A 20187-nucleotide genomic window follows, 5' to 3' on the forward strand; every position below is an offset into this window, starting at 1 on the left:
AGCCTTCAAAAGCCTTTATTTTCCGCCTACGGGGTGAGGCTATCATTCTAAGCCTTTTTGCCGGTCTTTTTTGTCGACTTCGAGGTCTTTTTTGCTGCCTTTTTCTCCTTGTCAATCATCTTGTATAAACAATCGATCGCATCCGACAGGCTCCCCAAGGAGTCAATCAAGCCCTCTTTCACCGCGTCCGGCCCGTCCAAGACCGTTCCCACATCCATGACCAGCTCCTCGGTATTCATAGCCAGCTCATAAAAGCGCTGAGGGGTAATATGCGAATTGTCGGTCACAAATTGCGTAATTCGCTCTTGCATCCTCTGGAAGTATTCCAAGGTCTGTGGAACCCCCAACATCAATCCGTTCATCCGCACTGGATGGATTGTCATGGTTGCGCTCGGTGCAATAAAGGAATGCTTTGCTGCTACAGCTAACGGCACTCCGATGGAATGCCCTCCACCCAACACCAAAGAAACCGTCGGTTTTTTCATGCCAGCGACCAGTTCCGCAATTGCGAGTCCGGCCTCCACATCCCCGCCTACGGTATTTAGAATAATCAATAAACCGTCAATGCGTGGTTCTTCCTCGATGGCCACAAGCTGCGGGATTACATGTTCATATTTTGTGGTCTTATTTTGCGACGGCAAGACATTATGTCCCTCGATCTGGCCAATCACCGTCAAGCAATGAATCATATGCCGCCCATCTCCGGTGATGACCGAACCGGTATCCACAATTTGATCGGTCTGTTGCTTTTCGTCGTCTCGCGCTTCACTGCGGTCTTTATTTTCTCCGCTATCGTTTCTTACGCCAGCGGGCTGCGCCACAGCATACCGCGCGGCACGCATGGCCGAATACGTTTTTTCCATACTTGCCACCTCCTACCGCTTAGTGTTCCGGCCATCCAGCAGTTCATACACGAAGGACGCGGGAAAATTGCGGTATAGGCAAGTTCAATTGTATTATAGCATCATTCCACACGGCCTTCAAGCCAGGGGTTGTTCCGATTTCCAAAACCTGATCTGCAGAACTTGCTGCCTCGTCAAAATTTCACAGAGCATAAACCGGTAACATAGAACCGATACAAGGCCCCATCTGTGTGAATATATTGACAATCTTAGGAAATTGAACGATAATAGGAATAATAAATTAGACAGGATCATTCACGAAAACTTTCGAAAGTAAAAATGGAGGAAAATCATATGGGACTGACTTTGGCGCAAAAGATCATTAAAAACCATATTGTGAGCGGCGAGATGACAGTCGGCAGCGAGATCGGCCTGAAAATCGATCAGACCCTCACACAGGATGCGACCGGTACCATGGCCTATCTCGAATTTGAGGCAATGGGCGTTCCGCGTGTCAAAACAGAGCGGAGCGTTGCTTATATCGACCACAATACCCTGCAAACCGGCTTTGAAAACGCCGATGACCACCGCTTTATCCAAAGCATCGCCAAAAAGCACGGCATCTGGTTCTCTCGCCCAGGAAACGGTATTTGCCATCAGGTGCATCTGGAGCGCTTCGGAATTCCGGGCAAGACCCTGATCGGTTCCGACAGTCATACGCCAACCGGCGGCGGTATCGGGATGTTGGCAATGGGTGCAGGCGGCTTGGATGTCGCAGTCGCCATGGGCGGCGGTCCCTATTACATCACCATGCCCAAGATGTTGCGCGTAAACCTGACAGGGAAACTTTCCCCCTGGGTTTCTGCGAAGGATGTCATCTTGAAGGTTTTGCAGATTCTCTCGGTCAAGGGCGGTGTGGGAAAAATTGTCGAATATTCCGGCGAGGGTGTCAAGAGTCTGTCCGTACCGGAACGTGCTACCATCACCAACATGGGCGCAGAGCTGGGCGCCACTACCTCCATCTTCCCATCCGACGAAATCACCCGGTCCTTCCTGAAGGCGCAGGGCCGCGAGGAGGATTGGATTGAGCTTTCTTCTGATCCGGATGCTGTGTATGACGAAGAGATCTCCATTGACCTGTCCGAATTGGTCCCATTGGCCGCCTGCCCCCACAGCCCGGACAATGTAAAATCCGTGGATGAGATCGGCGCCATCAAGGTCGACCAGGTCTGCATCGGTTCCTGCACCAACTCCTCCTATCTGGATTTGATGCGTGTCGCCTCCATCCTGAAAGGCAAGACGGTTCATCCGGATGTAAGCCTGGCCATTGCCCCTGGTTCCAAGCAGGTTTACAATATGTTGGCGCAGAATGGCGCTCTGGCAGATCTAATCGCTGCAGGAGCCCGTATTCTGGAATGCGCCTGCGGTCCGTGTATCGGTATGGGCCAGTCCCCGAATTCCAAAGGGATCTCCCTGCGCACCTTCAACCGCAACTTTGAAGGCCGTTCCGGTACTGCGGATGGCCAAATCTATCTGGTCAGCCCGGAGACAGCTGCAGCTTCCGCACTGACCGGTGTGTTCACAAATCCGCAGACTCTCGGGGATGAAGTGCCGATTGCCCTGCCGGAGAAGTTCCTTATCAACGACAACATGGTTGTTGCGCCAGCTCCGGAGAGCGAGATGGACCAAATCGAAATCCTGCGCGGACCAAACATCAAGGAATTTCCCACCACGGACCCGCTGCCGGAAACCATTGCGGCGAAAGCGCTGCTCAAGGTTGGCGACAATATTACAACCGATCACATCATGCCGGCCGGCGCGAAGATCCTTCCCTACCGTTCCAACATCCCGTACCTCAGCAATTTCTGCTTCGCTGTATGCGATAAAGAGTTCCCGGAACGCTGCAAAGAATATGGCAAGGGCATCGTTATCGGCGGCGCTAACTACGGACAAGGCTCTTCCCGTGAACATGCGGCGCTTGTGCCGCTGTATCTGGGGGTAAAGGCAGTCCTGGCCAAAAGTTTCGCGCGTATCCACTGCGCAAACCTGGCCAACGCTGGAATACTCCCATTGGTCTTTAAGAATGAGTCCGATTATGATCGTGTAGATCAGATGGATGAGCTGGAATTGCCGGAAATTCGTACAGCAATCGCCAATGATTCAAAGATCGTTGTGAAGGATGTAACGAAGGGGATTGAATTCGAAGCAGAGGCCGTCCTCTCAGCGCGCCAGCGCGAGATGGTCCTGGCTGGCGGCCTACTGAACTATACAAGAGAGCAGTCCAAATAAAATTGAACGTAATGGAGGGATTTCCCATGGCCAATAAGATTCCTATGACCACCCCGCTTGTGGAGATGGATGGCGACGAGATGACCCGTATCATCTGGAAGATGATAAAGGATATTCTTCTCACGCCCTATATTGATCTGAAAACTGAATATTACGATCTTGGCCTCAAACACCGCGATGAAACCAACGACCAGGTGACTGTGGACAGCGCCAACGCCACCAAAAAGTACGGCGTGGCTGTCAAGTGCGCTACCATTACTCCGAATGCGGCGCGCGTCGAAGAGTATAACCTCAAGGAGATGTGGAAATCCCCGAATGGAACCATCCGCGCCATGTTGGACGGTACGGTTTTCCGCACTCCCATTTTGGTAAAAGGCATTACGCCATTCATCCCCACATGGACAAAACCCATCACCATCGCCCGTCATGCTTACGGCGACGTATACCGCAATGTAGAGATGCAGGTGCCAGCCGGCGCCAAGGCCGAGCTTGTTGTCACGGATTCCGAGGGAAAGGAAACGCGCGCTACCATCCATGATTTCCAGACCCCCGGTATCATCCAGGGAATCCACAATCTGGACAAGAGCATCAGCAGCTTTGCGCGCTCGTGCTTTAACTACGCTTTGGATGCCAAAAAGGACCTCTGGTTTGCAACCAAGGATACCATTTCCAAGCAGTACGATCACCGGTTCAAGGATATTTTCCAAGAGATCTTTGACGCTGAATATAAGGAAAAATTCGATGCAGCAGGGATCGAGTATTTCTATACCTTGATCGACGATGCCGTTGCCCGCGTGGTCCGCTCTGAAGGCGGTTATATCTGGGCGTGTAAAAACTACGATGGCGATGTGATGAGCGATATGGTCGCCACCGCCTACGGGAGCCTGGCTATGATGACCAGTGTATTGGTTTCCCCGGACGGCGTATACGAATATGAAGCGGCACACGGCACCGTACAGCGTCATTATTATAAGCACTTAAAGGGAGAAAAAACCTCCACAAACTCCATGGCGACGTTGTTTGCCTGGACAGGCGCGCTGCGTAAACGCGGCGAACTCGACGGCAATTCCGCTCTGATGGACTTTGCGGACAAGTTGGAGCACGCTTCGATTCAGACCATTGAAGAGGGCGTTATGACCGGCGATCTCGCCAGCCTTTCCAATCTTCCGAATAAAACGACCGTGGATACGGAAACCTTCCTGAGAGAGATTGACAAGCGCCTTGTGGCAATGCTGTAAGCACTCCGCACGGACGGCGGAATCTCAACTGGCTTTCTTTTTCTGAATAGAAAGGACCTAATCAATTATGCCAAAACGGGAAAATATCTCCATGTCCGTCATCCGGCGGCTTCCCAGGTACTACCGATTCCTCAAACTTTTGGGAGAAAAAGGCGTTACACGCATCTCCTCAACGGAGCTTTCGGCCAAACTGGGGCTTACCGCCTCCCAAATCCGCCAGGATCTCAATTGTTTTGGTGGGTTTGGGCAGCAGGGATACGGCTACATGGTGGATCAGCTCTGTACAGAAATCGGAAACATTCTGGGTCTATCCCATGCCTACAAAGCGGTACTAATCGGTGCAGGTAATCTGGGGCGGGCCATCGCTTCCCATCTTTCCTTCGAAACAGAGGGATTTACGCTGGTGGGGATTTTTGACAATTCCGATACAAAGATCGGTCAAACCATCAATGGGCTCACCGTGCGCAACATCGGTACATTGGAGCGCTTTTGTAACCTTGAAAAGCCAACCATGGCAGTGCTCTGTGTTCCCCGAAGTGCGGTGGAATCCTTGAGTGACCGGCTGTATGCGTTGGGTATCCGCTGTTTCTGGAATTTTAGTCACTATGACATCAGCATGAAATATGCCGATGCGATTGTGGAAAACGTCCATCTGAACGACAGCTTGATGACGCTTTGTTACCGCATCACCAACGATCCCACGCATCCAACAAAATAACTGTAGATCCTACGGATCCTTGCAGAACGAGGGTATCCTTCAGTCATTTTATGACTTTTGGGATACCCTCGCTTTTTAGAAACTTCGATGTTATTTCCAGACAGAAAAAAGGATGTTCCTTTCCTATGAATTCAAAATTCGTAGCCTTGAGACACACTTTTTTATGGACTCATTTTTGTTAAGCCATGACCTGTTTCCATCTCAAAAGGAACGTGTCAAAGCGCTTTTCTTCCTAGTAAGCTCTTTTTCCAACTGCGCGCTGCCTTTATACGCAAAAAGCCGCAAGTTCCCCCTACTTTTCAGCATATTTCCTTTTCCACAAGGAGATACTACCAACAAATACAACAGGGGAGGAACCAAGGTATGGATGAAAAAGCAAGAAAAGTACCTGTGGTAAAGAAAACAGGCATCCCGGAATCCGAAACAGATGCCGCTGTGGAAGCACGGGCACGGGAGGCAGCGGCTGACACCGAAGGAGAAGTACACACAATGATTGATCGCCTGGTTCAGCGGGCGCAAAAGGCCCTCCAGGCTTTTATGGACATGAACCAGGAACAAGTCGATTCCATTGTTCACGCTATGGCATTGGCCGGATTGGACCAACATGTACGGTTGGCAAAACTTGCCTATGAAGAAACCGGACGCGGCGTTGTCGAGGATAAAATTATCAAGAATATCTTTGCGACAGAATACATTTGGCACTCCATTAAGGGCCAGAAAACCGTTGGAATTGTGGAAGAAAATGAGTTAGAGGACTATGTGGAAGTGGCAGAACCTGTGGGTGTGGTCGCCGGTGTCACTCCTGTTACCAATCCAACTTCTACTACGCTTTTCAAGTCGTTGATCTGTATGAAAACGCGCAATCCGATCATCTTCGGATTTCATCCAAGTGCCCAAAAATCCTCTGTCGAGGCTGCACGGGTGATGCGCGATGCCGCAGTCAGGGCCGGCGCTCCGGAGGACTGCATACAGTGGATTACAGCGCCATCCATTGCGGCTACCAATGCGTTGATGAACCATCCCGGCGTATCCTTGGTCCTGGCGACCGGCGGCAGTGGAATGGTCCGGGCGGCCTATAGTACGGGGAAACCAGCTTTGGGTGTCGGACCTGGAAATGTCCCGTGCTACATTGAAAAGACCGCCCGTTTGGAACGTGCCTGTACAGATTTGATGCTCTCCAAAACTTTTGACAACGGCATGATCTGCGCTTCTGAACAGGCTGTCATTGTGGATGAAGAAATTGCAGATTCCTTTGAACGCATTATGAAGGCAAACAATTGCTACTTTTTACAGGAGGATGAGATTGAAAAGGTTTCCAACTTTGTTATCAATCCACAGACACAAGCAGTCAACCCAGATGTTGTCGGAAAATCTGCCTCTTGGATTGCCGAGCAGAGCGGCATTCATGTGCCGGATCAGACGAAGATCCTTATCGCACGTCTTGCTGATGTAGGACCTGACTATCCGCTTTCGCGCGAAAAGCTCTCTCCCGTTCTGGCTTATTTCGTGGTCAAAGGTCACGGCGAAGGCTTTGCGATGGCTAAAAAAATGTTGGAACTCGGCGGTTTGGGGCATTCCGCTGTGATTCACTCTACAAATCCAGACCTCATCAAAGCATATGGCAAGGAGATGAAAGTCGGCCGTGTAATCTCCAATTCTCCTTCCTCACAGGGGGCAATCGGTGATATTTACAACACCAATACCCCTTCTCTGACGCTTGGATGTGGCTCCTATGGTCACAATTCCACCACCTCCAACGTGTCCTCTGTGAATCTGATTAACCGCAAACGGATTGCCCAGAGGAGGGTCAACATGCAGTGGTTCAAAGTACCGCCACAAATTTACTTTGAAGAAGATTCTATTCAATATTTAGAAAAGATGCCGGACATCGAACGCGCCTTTATCGTCACGGATGCGACCATGGTGCAGCTGGGATATGTGGACAAGATTTTATACTATCTGCGGAAACGGCCTGTGTACTGCCATTCCGAGATCTATTCCGATGTAGAACCCGATCCGGATGTTTCAACCATTCGAAGAGGCGTAGAGGCTATGCGCGCATTCCAACCCGATGTGATTATTGCGCTCGGCGGCGGCTCCGCTATCGATGCAGCAAAGGGGATGTGGCTCTTTTATGAACATCCGGAAGCTTCGTTCGATGGTCTGCGTTTAAAGTTTCTGGACATCCGGAAGCGCGCCTATAAATTCCCACGTTTAGGGGAAAAGGCAAAACTTGTCGCGATTCCAACCACTTCTGGTACTGGAAGTGAGGTAACTGCATTCACTGTTATCACGGATCGCCAAAACGGGAACATTAAATATCCGCTTGCCGACTATGCAGTCCGTCCAGATGTAGCCATCATCGACCCGCAATTCGTTTGGAACCTTCCCAAGGCAGCCACCCGTGACACCGGTCTGGACGTCCTCACACATGCAATTGAAGCGTATGTATCCGTCATGGCAAGCGACTACACGGATGGCCTGGCCCTTCAGGCGATCGGCATGGTATTTGAATATCTCCCGCGCGCCTATAAAAACGGCGCCGCAGACCCTGTAGCGCGTGAAAAGATGCACAATGCCTCATGTATCGCAGGCATGGCATTCACCAACGCATTTTTGGGACTCAACCACTCTATGGCGCATAAATTGGGCGGAGAGTTCCATATTCCCCACGGGCGGGCCAACGCGGTCATTCTTCCTTATGTCATTGCCTACAATGCGCAAAAGCCCACCAAGTTTACTGCTTTTCCAAAGTACGAAACCTTTGTTGCGGATCAAAAGTACGCAAAGATCGCCTCATTTATCGGCTGTGGTGGACGGACCACAGAGGAAAGTGTTCAAAATCTCATCAAAGCGGTTTACCGCCTAGAACAGGAGCTCGACTGTCCCCTGTGTATCAAGGATTGTGGTGTGGAAGAAAAGATTTTCTTTGACCGCCTTCCGGAACTTGCGGAGCGTGCGCATGAGGATCAATGTACTACCGCAAACCCAAGGTATCCGCTGATCCGCGAAATTCAGGAAATCTATGCGCAGGCGTATTATGCTCCTTATAGAGGTTGATAAGACCCGGATAGCTTTAAAACACCAAACAAAGTTTCAATATGATTCATGAAGAAGAAACCATCCAAAATTTTCTCGATGGTTGGCATTTTCGATTCTTCCTCTTTCAGAAGGTCCTCAAATGGAGGGAAGGGCTATATCAGCGCTTAAAGCGTACGACACTTCTATGAATTGTAACAGCCGTTGCCTTGACTTTTCTATAAAAGCACGCTATAATCTTGTTATAAAAACCAGATAACAGCGTGCTTATCATTACATAATTTTAATAGGAAGGCTTTTACTATGAATCAGGATAAAGTAGCCATTTTAACCGATTCCGGCGGAGATATTCCCAAGGAGCTTTTGGAGAAATATCATATCTATCAAATTCCCCTGCGTATTTTGTACAAAGAACGGGAATATCTGGACGGCGTGAACATCAGTGCCAACACGGTATATGCCATGCTTCCCATTGAAATTCCCAAGACCTCTCTTCCAGATGGCGCCCTCATCAATCAGGTTTTCGATCAAATTAAAGCGGATGGTTATGAAAAGGTATTGATCGTCTGTATTTCCAGCAATCTGAGCGGAACCTGTAATGTGATGAAAATCTTAGGGGATGCCTATCACGGTCTTGAGTGCCATGTATTGGATACAAAAAATATCTCCATTGGCAGCGGCTTTCTGGCTCTGCGGGCTGCTCAATATCTGGAACATGGGATGTGTTGGCAGGAATTATTGCAAAAGTTGCCCTTAGAGGTTCCAAATAGCCGCGTGTTCTTTTGCGTTAAAAGTTTAGAATACCTACAAAAAGGGGGCCGAATTGGGCTGGTTGCCGCAGCTTTTGGCACAGCACTCAACCTAAAGCCGATCATATCCTGCAATTCCGACGGAATTTACTATACGGCTGGAAAGGCCCTTGGACGTGTACAATCCATCCACAAGCTTGAAGCGCTTGCGCAACAGATGGCTGGCCACTCGGAAGTAGAGCTCGCGATTATGCATGGGGACGCTGCGGAAGAGGCAGAACGGATTTATGCAGATCTCAAAACTAAAATTCCCAAAGGAAAGATTACTGTACAGGGACAGATCAGTCCGGCCTTGGGAGTTCATACAGGGCCTGGTCTACTGGGAATTGGTGTATTCCGAAAAACAAGAGAATAAAATTATGCGAGAATCTACTTTGCCTGTATCAAAGAGTATAGACATGATTTTGTCTTTACTACGGTTAACAATGAGGATGAAATGGATTCATCTCCATCGGTTTCCAAACGTTTCAACTTGATCATGATAGAAATTAAAGTAAATTGTTTTCTTAACGTCGCTTTGATAAAAAATGCGCCCGACCTTCCTCAAGGTTGGGCGCTTAATTTTTGTGGTGTGCCGTCTAGCCGTTATGCCTTCATATCACATGTGAAACCTTTATAACCATCTGCTTTCATGACAACATGATAGGTTTCTCCACGTTTAAAACTTTCGGCTCCAATGCAGAATTCATTGTCATATTCGGAGATCTGATAGGTCCGATCTGTATTGTAGTTGTAGGTTTAGACAGCACTAACAGTGAAAGAATTCACTGTTAGTGTGCACCTCTTTCAGTTAGCTAAAACTAACCGCCTGGTATCATTTTCCGAAAAACGCACATTTAAGGTATCACCATCCCTTACTCTTGTCAATGACAAAATTCTTATGATTTCGATGCGGGCAAAGAAACCAAATAAACAGAATTATAATGAAGGCAACAGAAAAAATCCTCCCCATAAAATGTAATATGTATTTATTTCTCAGCACTTTCACACAAGCAATGGATGATTTATTTTATAATTGGAATCAAGGGTTTTATTGTGTACATAAAATAAGTGCTCGGTCTCAGAACAGGCCGAGCACTGGACTATTTAAATATAGAGAAACAACGATTACTATTTCGCTACAATGTCGAAGGTAAGATCCTCATAACCTTCTGCTTCGACAACAACATGATAGGTTTCACCCTTCTCAAAGCTTTCGCTTCCGATGCGGATCTCGTTGTCCGCTGGCGGCAGTTGATAGGTCTGGTTGGAATCAAAACTGATATAATCCGTCTCTCGATACTCCACACCATTTACCGTAACTCTCTGGACTGCCTCTTTCCAGGGATCTACTACATCAAAACCTTCATTGAACGCAACGGTATAGTAATCCATGTAGGTTTGGGTTTGCGGCTCGCCATAAATGGTCGGTGCAGAAAGCTTGTCCGGCTCCGCTGGTCCCCATTCAGCGCCCTCATCCACCTGGCCAGCATAGACCAACAACACGCCATGGTAATGCTTTGCCTGATAGGCATTTCCTGCGTCCTCCGGCAGATAGCCAGCGATCAGGAATTGTTCTTCACTCTCTTTTCCGGCCGGCAACGGATCTTCCGAGGTAAACGGCTGATATTCCGCCGTCTCTCCCTCTTCAAGAGTGTTCTCATTCAGGTTTACATTCGGAACTTTTTCCCATTCACCGTCACCGTTCTTCTCGTAAACAAAGATCTTCAGCTTGTCCTTCAAAATGTAGTTGGATTCTTCACAAGTTACCTTTTCACCTGTCTGGGTTACCTTTTCGCCGTAGACCTTGTCATTTATGGTCACGTTTTCCACGGTGATCTCATCGACATCTTTCTTGCCGTCCGGACCGTCGTCCACCATTTGGAACATAATTTGTGCCGGCAAAGTTCCCTCGTTGCGGACTGTTACCGGCTGAAAATAAACTGGAATTGGGGAATATCCCTCTGTATTTGCATTGACAACCTTTCCATTGACCTCAGTCAACTCTACCTCAAAAGCTTCTTCAGTCAAGGGACGAAGGTTCTCAAAGTCAATTTTCTGCTCGCCAGGCTCTGCCTGATCCGGTGTAACCGAAATATCAAGCTTGCCGGATACGAAGTCCCCTGCGAGCGGTTCCGTATCGTTGAAGTACGCCATCGTTGCCCCTGCGGTAACGCACAGGGCGGTCAGTACTGCCCCAACAGACAATACTAGTCTTTTTCCACTTTTACCCATTTTGTAAGTTTTCCCTCCATTGATGTTATTCATCTAAATGATTCGTAAGTTTCATTTTTAGCTTTATCTAACTGCCAAAAAATTCACTACCTGCGCGGACTTTTTAAAATTAGCATCAGCTAACTTTATAACATCGTTTTCCGGAAAACCTTGTTCAGAATACCACCTTCCCTATCGCTTGTCAATCCATATTTCCTGATTTTAGAAATATTTCTGAGATATTTTTAGAGTTATGGTTCATAATAAGAGCCGGCCCTTCTGCGAACAGAAAAGCTGGCTCTTGTACTTTACACGTTTCTGTTTTTTTCTTGAAAGACTTTTGCCGCTTCAATAAATCCCTGAAACAAAGGATGCGGACGGTTCGGGCGCGACTTAAACTCTGGATGAAACTGTGCCGCTAAAAACCAAGGATGATCCGGCAATTCCATCATCTCTACGATACGTCCATCCGGAGATTTTCCAGAGAACCGCACCCCTGCCTTTTGAAAAGTCTCCCGGAATTCATTATTTACCTCAAAGCGGTGGCGATGGCGCTCCTCAATAAGAGGTTTCCCGTATAAGAACGCTGCTTTTGAACCTTCTTCCAACTTACATGGATATTTTCCAAGGCGCATCGTTCCCCCCAACTGGATAATATCTTTTTGTTCGGGCATTAAATCGATCACCGGATGTTCGGTCTGTGGGTCGAATTCCGCAGAATTGGCATCTGCATATCCCAGAACATGGCGTGCATATTCCACTACCGCCAACTGCATTCCCAGACAAATCCCCAAAAAAGGAATCCTTTGTTCACGTGCAAAGCGGATCGCCTCGATCTTCCCTTCCACCCCACGTTGACCAAAGCCTCCCGGAACCAGAATTCCATGTACATCTTTTAAAATCTCCGCTACATTTTCGGGCGAAATCGTCTCAGAATCGATCCACTGGATTCGCACCTTGACGCGATTGCCAATTCCACCGTGTGTCAGTGCTTCTGCCACGCTGAGATAGGCATCGTGCAATTCTACGTATTTTCCAACTAGAGCAACCGTTACTTGTGATTTTAAGTTCATGGCCGTATCCACCATGGAAATCCATTCCCCCAGATCCGGGCCATTGGTATCCAAACCGAAATGGCGGCATACAATATCATCCAACCTTTCCTCCCGCAAGGCCAGAGGCACCGCATATAAAAGAGGTAGATCTAAATTTTCAATCACACAGTCTTCCCGCACATTGCAGAATAAGGCAATCTTCTTTTTCTGTTCCTCGCCCACCGGCTGTTCTGAACGCAGAACAATGACATCTGGTTGAATCCCGAGACCCAAAAGTTCTTTGACGCTATGTTGGGTTGGTTTTGTCTTTTGTTCGTTGGAACAGGCGATATAAGGAACCAATGTTACATGAATAAACAGACAATTGGCGCGGCCGACTTCCGCCGCAAACTGACGGATAGCCTCCAGAAAAGGCAAACTTTCGATATCTCCTACTGTACCGCCAACCTCAATCAGGGCGACATCAACATTTTCTTTTCCAGAAGAAATTCGCGTTTTAATTTCATTTGTAATATGGGGGATCACTTGTACTGTACTGCCACCGTAGTCTCCATTGCGCTCCTTCTGAATGACATTCCAGTACACCCGCCCAGAGGTGACATTGCTATTCTGTGACAGGTTTTCATCAATAAAACGCTCATAATGTCCCAAGTCCAAATCTGTCTCAGCGCCATCGTCGGTTACAAACACTTCACCATGCTGAAACGGATTCATTGTTCCCGGGTCCACGTTGAGATACGGATCAAACTTCTGCATGGTAACTCGCAGACCGCGTGCTTTTAAAAGGCGTCCCAAAGAAGCTGCTGTGATTCCCTTTCCAAGCCCAGAGACCACGCCTCCCGTAACGAAAATGTACTTTACTGACATGTCCTTTCCCCCTTATATGCGATATCCGATCATAAAACTTTCAAAACAAGGTCGTTTTATAGAATTTTCTCCTATTTTATGCAACTATTCTCACGTATTCCTGCAAAAACACAAAAAATTATATCGCCCACTGCATAGTTTTGTCAATGCAAAGGGCGATATTTACGCATAAAAATATTCGGAACGATAATCCAGTTTTTTGTCCAAAAAACAAGTCGTTATTTCAGAATCGTGAACAAAGAACCGATCAATGGAAGAGGTTCTTCACGGTCTTGCACTGCATGCATAACACCAACAATAATCAGAGCTGCCACAGCCCCAAATTGTGCCAACTGCAATAGTCCGACCAATGTAGCCCCCAATTGGGAAAAGACCATAATTCCACCCAACGCCAAAGAAAACAGCGAAGTGAATAAACTGCTAAGCAAACTCACCACCAAACCGAATACAACCTCAAAAATAGAAAGCAGTATTCCCTGATTCACATGATACCGCACTTTTGGATTACGGCCGTCTGCAATCAATCCTACCAACCAGAGGAAGCTAAAGTAGGATAAAATGTTGAATAACTTGACCGTCTCTGGATTGGACGGCGCATGCGTTTTTGGCGGTTTCTCCGGTGGAATTCCCCCATAGGGCTGATAGGGTGGTTGGCCATAGGGAGGATACGGTGGAGGGGTCTGATTGGCATAAGGCGGTTGCGCACCATAGGGCGGTTGATACGGTGGTTGCGGCGGAACGCGCTGTTCTTCGCGTTCTTCCTGAGGATTTTGCTGATTGTTTTCGCTCATTGTTTGTTTCTCTCCTTAGTCATGGGAAGCCGCATTATTCCGCGTGGTAAGTCGTAATCTCCGCACTTTCGATGGTCACATCCGTAGTCGGCTTATCATTTTCATCGGTCTCTACCGCAGCAATCTGGTCAACAATGGCCATATCCTCTTCGAACACCTGGCCGAACACGGTATGCTTATAGTCGAGGTGCGGCGTACCGCCAACTTCTTTATACAGATCAATTGCCTTCTGCAAAACGGCTTTCTGATCTTCTGGAATCCCATTTGTATAGATCTCGTTCAATGCGTTATTGAGGGCATCCACATAGGAATTCATCTCCTCCTGGCTTGCGCCGGATGCCATCTTGTCATTCATCATAAGCGTTGCCTTGCATGTTTCACGATTCATATACATTGTAGACATCATTGTTTCCGCTGTATCATCGGTTACCGTGTCTTTGCATTGTACAATGAAGAACTGGCTGCCATTTGTATCGACGCCGGAATTGGCCATGGAAAGCGCACCGCGCAGATTGATTAAATTGGTGTTGAATTCATCCTCGAAGGGTTCACCCCAAATGCTCTCGCCGCCTGTACCGGTCGCTGTCGGATCGCCGCCCTGAATCATGAAATTATCAATTACACGATGGAACACAATTCCATTGTAATAACCATCCTGAATCAGTCCCTTGAAATTCTCCACTGCTTTCGGTGCTGCTTCTGGGAACAGACGAATCCGAATGTCTCCCATCGAGGTGTGCAAAACAGCTATCTCTTCACCATCTGCAGGCTTCTCCAACTGATAACCAACAGGCTTGCCATCGTCCGGACGCACATGATCTTCCGCGTCTGCAGGAATTTCAACATCCCCCACTGTGGCTGCCTCCGAAGACGCGTTGGATTCGGTCTGAGAAGCGCTGCTGGTTTCCTCCGAGGAAGTGGTGGTATCCCCGCCGCATGCTGTCAAGGCTACAAGCAAAGTGCACGCCAACAGTGCACTGATGATTCTACGTCTGTTCTTTTTCATGTTCGAAACTCTCTCTTTCTTCGCAATCAAATTTTCCCGTATCGCTGGGACAATATGTCCATCATAGTATATTATCGGTAAATATGCAAGACAGACCGGCAGAAATTCACAAAAAAATCACTTTTACAGTAAGCACACCGCTGAAATGCACAAAGAAAACCACTCAGGAACCTTCCATATGAACGCATGCCACCGGCAAAAAACGCATATAGATAACCATGTAAGAGATAAGGAGGGTTCAAAATGGTTGAATATTATCCCGAGGGCTGGCTGATCGATACGGCTGAAAACCGTGCTGCTCTGCAAAGTACCGCTGCACTAATTGAAGCTTGCCGTACGGGTCAAATTTTGGAAGGACGTGCGCTCGTTTGTGACAGTGCACACAATCTGCTCGTCGATTTGGGGTGCGCGAAGGGAATTATCCCGCGCGATGAGGGGGCCCTTGGGATTCGTGAAGGTACTGTACGCGACATCGCCATCATTTCCCGTGTGAATCGTCCCGTTTGCTTTATTGTGACCGGATTCCAGAAAGATGGGGATGGTCACACCACGGTTTTGCTCTCCCGCAGAGCTGCACAGGAAAAATGCCGGGAAGCATTCATCCGCCGTTTGGTTCCGGGGGACATTATCAACGCTCAAATCACCCATCTTGAAAATTTCGGCGCTTTTGCGGACATCGGCTGTGGTATTGTCTCCCTTCTTCCAATCGATGCAATCTCTGTATCCCGCATTGACCATCCACGGGAGCGCTTTACCGTCGGCATGAACATCCGAGCACTGGTAAAATCCATTGAGAACGGGCGCATTACATTAAGCCACAAGGAGTTACTTGGTACCTGGGAAGAAAATGTTGCGATGTTTTCTGCTGGGGAAACAGTTGCAGGAATTGTACGTTCTGTCGAACCATACGGGATTTTTGTGGAACTCTCACCAAATTTGGCGGGACTGGCAGAAAGCCGCGAAGACGTCATCCCAGGGCAGCAGGCAAGCGTTTACATAAAGAGCATTCTTCCCGCACGGATGAAAGTAAAGCTCGTCATTATCGATACCTTTGATTATCATTACCGCCCTACACCGCCGAAATACTTCTTCGAAGGCGACCATATGGAACGCTTCGTCTATTCGCCTGAGGGCAGCGAAAAAGAAGTTATTACCGATTTTACTACGCAACCCTGTGAAGGGCTTTAGAATTATGATGGTCTCAAAAGGGCGTGGCAAGGTTGCCACGCCCTTTTGCGGTATCAGCACCTATCTGCATTCCGCATTGGAATCCTTGTCCAAATTATGGTATACTTTTTCTAAGAAAGGCGGAATGTATTATGGAGTATCGTGAAATTTTAGAAAATGCCCGAAAAATAATGGCCCCCAACTGCCGCGTATGCCGTGAGTGTAATGGCGTTGCCTGCCGGGGAGAAATCCCAGGCACTGGTGGAAAGGGAACGGGCAGAGCATTTATACACAGTTTCGAATATCTCGCAGGTATTAAAATTCATATGGATCTGATCTACGCCAATCAAGGACAGGACACCTCCTGCTCTTTCTTTGGCCAAACTTTTGCGGGCCCAGTATTCGCCGCACCTATCAGCGGATTATCCAATAATTACAATGGTTATCTGAGCGAAAAGACCTATGCCGAAGCGCTGGTCCCCGGAACCAAAGCGGCCGGATGTGCAGCTTTCACCGGAGATGGCGCCGCAGATTTCTTTTTCACCGACCCTCTCTCTGCTGTTGCAGCTGCGGATGGCGTGGCAATTCCCACCATCAAACCTTGGGACAAGGACAAGGTACTGGAAAAGATTCGGCTTGCTGAGCAAGCCGGCGCTATGGCCCTATGCATGGATATCGACTCTGCTGGACTCCCCCTTCTGGCTGCTGCAGGAAAGCCGGTTTGTTCAAAAGACGTGGATGAGCTTAAAGAGATCATACAGTCCACGAAACTCCCATTTCTTCTCAAGGGGATTATGACACCGGAAAGCGCCCAAAAGGCCGTACAAACCGGTGTGTATGGCATCGTGGTATCCAATCATGGCGGACGTGTTCTTGACCATACTCCGGCACCGGCAGAGGTTCTACCTGCGATTCGGGCCGCTGTAGGAACACAGGTCAAACTATTCGTAGACGGTGCCATCCGCACAGGTACGGATGTATTCAAGGCGCTTGCACTGGGTGCCGACGCCGTTTTGATTGGCCGTCCCTATGTTGTGGCTGCCTGCGGCGGCGGCGCAGAAGGTGTCACCATCTATACACAGAAAATTCTCTCCGAGCTACGCGACGCCATGAAGATGACCGGTTGTGCAACATTATCCGACATTACGAAGGACAAAATCAGCCTATGTCATGAAAAAGTCTCTTTCTGTTAAGCTCCTTCTTTCGAACACTCCCTCCTATGGCACCGGCAATTGAGATTATATTTTCCCATTTCGCATTTATTTGTTCTTTTACTGCGTATGCAATCGACCGTTGACAAACTTCAAGGAAAAAGAGTGGACTTTTTATAGATTCGGTGTACCAATGAAGTGAACCAACCGGATGAGAGGGCGTACAAAACAATATTTGGGAGAATGGATTTGGGTATCGAGAAAACGACCGGGCTACCGCAGAGACAATTGGAAGAGATATTGGACGTATCTGAGTAGTCTATCTCAAAATGGGAGTTTTCCAAAGTGAAAGATACAATCCCGTTCCCACGCTGGCTTTTGCTCAACCAATACAATCGAAGGGCCGATAACAAGAAAAAGCGGTATGCATCCCATTGAGGGGTAGCATATCGCTTTTTGTTATGGAGGATTTAAGGCGGACAACATCCCATATGGCACACGGACTTTGCAATGCAAAGTGTAATGTGTTTTACACTCTGCCGGTGTTGTTGTGAAATACCGTTCCCTCCAGGGAGGACAAGGACGTTTTCACGGCAAGAGGGCGAGGGGGGAATTGTGTGGTGGGGGCCACAAATACAGGGCTGGTCCCATCCGTAGACAGGGCGTATATAAACGCTCAGTTTTTCTCCTTGTTTTTCTGATTTTTGTTTTAGTATTGTAGAATTTAATACGATATTGGTGTACCTGACTGAATTCTGGTAAAACAAGAATCTACTCAACATATTTTGGTTCATATATGTTTCTAATTTCAATGTCTTTTCTACATCAACAATCTTTGAAATGAAAGAGACGGAAGTATTTATGTTTCAATCTATTTGCTCAAGATCTTTCTTGAGTATATAGACGTTTAGCTTCCACGAGTTTGACCATAAAAAAATTAAACACATGAAAAATTCAAAATTAACATAGCAAATGGGCTGAATCATATGTTGGAAAACATATAAAATAGCTCGTATTATCTGTTATAATGGATGTACTATTGAATGAAGCGAGAAAAGAAAAAGTAGCTTTTTATAAAAGCCACTATCTTTATGCATATGAGTAACCTCCCATTCCGAACATAAAGAAATTTGGTACATTTTTATGGATAGAACGTTTCCCTTTTTAAAAATATTCTTATATGAACTTAGATAATGCTATGCTTTTGAACTGCTAATGTGGATTGCCATATACCTTCTCCCTGATATGGGGCTTATTGGGAATTAGAAGGATTGCAGGGGACACTCGCTCTTTTGGTCAAGCATATTCACCAGAAGGCCATACCTGGGAGAAAAAGTCATCCTTTTCATAACCAATCCATCGGGGAATTACAGAGTGCTTACAAAAAGCCGTGGAATGCAGGGATTCTGCAATCCACGGCTTTTCAGCTTTTTATGCGCGCTATGGCTACATACTTGATACTGATCGTGTAGTAGTGTGCAATAAGGCATTAATACGGTCGACCAGCATATGTAGGGCCACACGGTTTTTCCCGCCCTCCGGAATAATAATGTCCGCATATCGTTTACTGGGTTCGACAAATTGTTCATGCATAGGTTTAACGGTAAGCATGTATTGATCGATGACCGAATCCAAACTGCGCCCCCGCTCTTTGACATCCCGCAGAAGCCGGCGAATCAGCCGGATGTCGGCATCGGCATCCACAAAGACCTTTATATCCATTAAATCCCGTAGCCGCTGATTTTCAAAAATCAAAATCCCTTCCAAAATAATTACTGGCGCAGGTTCCATATGGACGGTTTGCTCCTCCCGGGAATAGGTGACAAAAGAATACACCGGGTGATCGATCGCTTGTTTCCTTTTGAGTTTCTCAACATCCTCGATCATCCGGTCCGTGTCAAAGGTTGCTGGATGGTCATAGTTCCATTTAACACGCTCTTCAAATGGAGTGTTCGCATCGGAACGATAATAAAAATCATGGGATAGAATCAGCGCATTTCCTTGCATAGCCTCCTTCAACTTGTTAGCCAACGTGGTCTTTCCCGATCCCGTTCCACCCGCTACGCCAATTACCAAGGGCGCTTTATCCAAAATGGCCGCCCCCCTCAAAGCAAAATGTCTTGTAAGCTACGTTTGGGTACGTAATGAATGTCATTTTCATCGCGATAATAGTCAGTAACGCCGTCCTCACCCACTTCTGTAAGAACGATTTGCTCGTCCGGTTTTCCTAAGGCGATGAGCAATACCGGAATAAAGCGGTCTGTCAAATCTAGCGCTTGTTGAATCTCGTCCGGATTGAAATTGCCAATCATACACCCTCCCAGACCTTTCTCTACAGCTGCCAACAGAATCGTCTGCGCCACAATCCCCACATCTTTTTGAAACCGTTGGATTGCCGGATGCAATTGTGTATCCTGACAGATCACAAGGAAGGCGGTTGGGCAATGGCCTGGATGCGGCAGCTGCATGTGGGGAAGCGCGCGGGCCCATTTGGTGAGTGGTTGAATCTTTGCAACTGTCTCCGGATCGCAGGCTAAATAATACTTAAATGGTTGCATGTTTACACTGGAGGGTGTGTAACGTGTACAGTCCACCAAATCCTCCAGCTCCTCACGGGATATTTGACAGCTTTCGTCGAATCCACGGTAACTTCGATTTTGTTTTAGCAAATCCTTCAGCAAAGGAATCCCTCGTTTCTTTGCCCACAGGGGGTTTTCTTTTTATTGTAATCCAGCTGAACATTTGATACAAGGGTTTCCCCTGAGAAATTTTTGTATATCACTGCATTTTTATTCATAAGTTTTCAGGAAACTAGGCATTTATTGCATCGATTTATCTTGATTCGCCCGACAACTTTCGGCGATTTTATGTGATTTCGCACAGAGTTCACAGTTCGTTAACACAAGGATTCTTGCTAAAATATGCGAAATGTTATATACTTAATTATATTAGTTAACTGTTTTGGGCAGAAAAGGGACCCGGTGGGATGGGAATGAGCAACTGCCGGTATCGGCCCCGGGGG

General features: G+C 47.5%; 14 protein-coding genes. 7 read left to right on the plus strand and 7 right to left on the minus strand.

The features are described from left to right. Positions 1-47: 47 nt before the first annotated feature. Positions 48-863 (minus strand): ClpP family protease, encoded by an 816-nt coding sequence (locus B9Y59_RS10610; RefSeq protein WP_305764611.1) that lies wholly within the window; start codon positions 861-863, stop codon positions 48-50. 333 nt (positions 864-1196) lie between these two features. Here B9Y59_RS10610 and B9Y59_RS10615 point away from each other — a divergent pair, with 333 nt between their 5' ends. The 5 genes from B9Y59_RS10615 to B9Y59_RS10635 all read left to right on the plus strand — a co-directional run bounded on the left by B9Y59_RS10615 (position 1197) and on the right by B9Y59_RS10635 (position 9290). Next, the gene (locus tag B9Y59_RS10615) at positions 1197-3131 is read left to right on the plus strand and encodes an aconitate hydratase (RefSeq protein ID WP_085533361.1); all 1935 of its coding nucleotides are present in this window, start codon (positions 1197-1199) and stop codon (positions 3129-3131) included. 26 nt (positions 3132-3157) lie between these two features. Next, positions 3158-4369, plus strand: coding sequence for an NADP-dependent isocitrate dehydrogenase (locus B9Y59_RS10620; protein ID WP_054324759.1), 1212 nt, complete (start codon positions 3158-3160; stop codon positions 4367-4369). 67 nt (positions 4370-4436) lie between these two features. Further along, positions 4437-5087 carry a redox-sensing transcriptional repressor Rex gene (locus B9Y59_RS10625; RefSeq protein ID WP_085533363.1) on the plus strand — a complete coding sequence of 217 codons (651 nt, stop codon included), beginning with the start codon at positions 4437-4439 and terminating at the stop codon, positions 5085-5087. Positions 5088-5450: 363 nt separating this feature from the next. After that, the gene (gene adhE / locus B9Y59_RS10630) at positions 5451-8147 is read left to right on the plus strand and encodes a bifunctional acetaldehyde-CoA/alcohol dehydrogenase (protein WP_085533365.1); all 2697 of its coding nucleotides are present in this window, start codon (positions 5451-5453) and stop codon (positions 8145-8147) included. 282 nt (positions 8148-8429) lie between these two features. Then, a complete protein-coding gene (locus B9Y59_RS10635; protein ID WP_085533367.1) occupies positions 8430-9290 on the plus strand; it encodes a DegV family protein in 861 nt (286 codons plus the stop codon). Positions 9291-10045: 755 nt separating this feature from the next. Here B9Y59_RS10635 and B9Y59_RS10640 read toward each other — a convergent pair. The 4 genes from B9Y59_RS10640 to B9Y59_RS10655 form a co-directional block, all read right to left on the minus strand. Next, positions 10046-11149, minus strand: coding sequence for a TasA family protein (locus B9Y59_RS10640; protein WP_158089007.1), 1104 nt, complete (start codon positions 11147-11149; stop codon positions 10046-10048). Between the two features lie 287 nt (positions 11150-11436). Next, entirely contained in the window at positions 11437-13050 is a 1614-nt protein-coding gene (locus tag B9Y59_RS10645) for a CTP synthase (RefSeq protein ID WP_085533371.1), read from the minus strand. Positions 13051-13268: 218 nt separating this feature from the next. Then, the gene (locus tag B9Y59_RS10650; RefSeq protein ID WP_085533373.1) at positions 13269-13841 is read right to left on the minus strand and encodes a hypothetical protein; all 573 of its coding nucleotides are present in this window, start codon (positions 13839-13841) and stop codon (positions 13269-13271) included. A gap of 34 nt (positions 13842-13875) precedes the next feature. Continuing rightward, positions 13876-14847, minus strand: a complete 972-nt coding sequence (locus B9Y59_RS10655) for a peptidylprolyl isomerase (RefSeq protein ID WP_085533375.1) — start codon at positions 14845-14847, stop codon at positions 13876-13878. 243 nt (positions 14848-15090) lie between these two features. Here B9Y59_RS10655 and B9Y59_RS10660 point away from each other — a divergent pair, with 243 nt between their 5' ends. Both B9Y59_RS10660 and B9Y59_RS10665 read left to right on the plus strand, forming a co-directional pair. After that, positions 15091-16035, plus strand: coding sequence for a S1 RNA-binding domain-containing protein (locus B9Y59_RS10660; RefSeq protein ID WP_054324752.1), 945 nt, complete (start codon positions 15091-15093; stop codon positions 16033-16035). Positions 16036-16166: 131 nt separating this feature from the next. Then, positions 16167-17207: an alpha-hydroxy-acid oxidizing protein gene (locus tag B9Y59_RS10665; RefSeq protein WP_085533377.1), complete on the plus strand. Its 1041-nt coding sequence runs from the start codon at positions 16167-16169 to the stop codon at positions 17205-17207. A gap of 1404 nt (positions 17208-18611) precedes the next feature. Here B9Y59_RS10665 and udk read toward each other — a convergent pair. Together udk and B9Y59_RS10675 are read right to left on the minus strand one after the other, a co-directional pair. Further along, the gene (gene udk, locus B9Y59_RS10670) at positions 18612-19256 is read right to left on the minus strand and encodes a uridine kinase (RefSeq protein ID WP_085533379.1); all 645 of its coding nucleotides are present in this window, start codon (positions 19254-19256) and stop codon (positions 18612-18614) included. 14 nt (positions 19257-19270) lie between these two features. After that, positions 19271-19846, minus strand: a complete 576-nt coding sequence (locus B9Y59_RS10675) for a nitroreductase family protein (RefSeq protein ID WP_085533381.1) — start codon at positions 19844-19846, stop codon at positions 19271-19273. Positions 19847-20187 lie beyond the last annotated feature (341 nt).

The organism is Anaeromassilibacillus sp. Marseille-P3371, assembly GCF_900169665.1.
Taxonomy (GTDB): domain Bacteria; phylum Bacillota; class Clostridia; order Oscillospirales; family Acutalibacteraceae; genus Anaeromassilibacillus.

Excerpts from the sequence above, each read along its gene's own strand:
- B9Y59_RS10610 (WP_305764611.1), bottom strand. The coding sequence starts at position 863 with ATGGAAAAAACGTATTCGGCCATGCGTGCCGCGCGGTATGCTGTGGCG.
- B9Y59_RS10615 (WP_085533361.1), top strand. The coding sequence starts at position 1,197 with ATGGGACTGACTTTGGCGCAAAAGATCATTAAAAACCATATTGTGAGC.
- B9Y59_RS10620 (WP_054324759.1), top strand. The coding sequence starts at position 3,158 with ATGGCCAATAAGATTCCTATGACCACCCCGCTTGTGGAGATGGATGGC.
- B9Y59_RS10625 (WP_085533363.1), top strand. The coding sequence starts at position 4,437 with ATGCCAAAACGGGAAAATATCTCCATGTCCGTCATCCGGCGGCTTCCC.
- adhE (WP_085533365.1), top strand. The coding sequence starts at position 5,451 with ATGGATGAAAAAGCAAGAAAAGTACCTGTGGTAAAGAAAACAGGCATC.
- B9Y59_RS10635 (WP_085533367.1), top strand. The coding sequence starts at position 8,430 with ATGAATCAGGATAAAGTAGCCATTTTAACCGATTCCGGCGGAGATATT.
- B9Y59_RS10640 (WP_158089007.1), bottom strand. The coding sequence starts at position 11,149 with ATGGGTAAAAGTGGAAAAAGACTAGTATTGTCTGTTGGGGCAGTACTG.
- B9Y59_RS10645 (WP_085533371.1), bottom strand. The coding sequence starts at position 13,050 with ATGTCAGTAAAGTACATTTTCGTTACGGGAGGCGTGGTCTCTGGGCTT.
- B9Y59_RS10650 (WP_085533373.1), bottom strand. The coding sequence starts at position 13,841 with ATGAGCGAAAACAATCAGCAAAATCCTCAGGAAGAACGCGAAGAACAG.
- B9Y59_RS10655 (WP_085533375.1), bottom strand. The coding sequence starts at position 14,847 with ATGAAAAAGAACAGACGTAGAATCATCAGTGCACTGTTGGCGTGCACT.
- B9Y59_RS10660 (WP_054324752.1), top strand. The coding sequence starts at position 15,091 with ATGGTTGAATATTATCCCGAGGGCTGGCTGATCGATACGGCTGAAAAC.
- B9Y59_RS10665 (WP_085533377.1), top strand. The coding sequence starts at position 16,167 with ATGGAGTATCGTGAAATTTTAGAAAATGCCCGAAAAATAATGGCCCCC.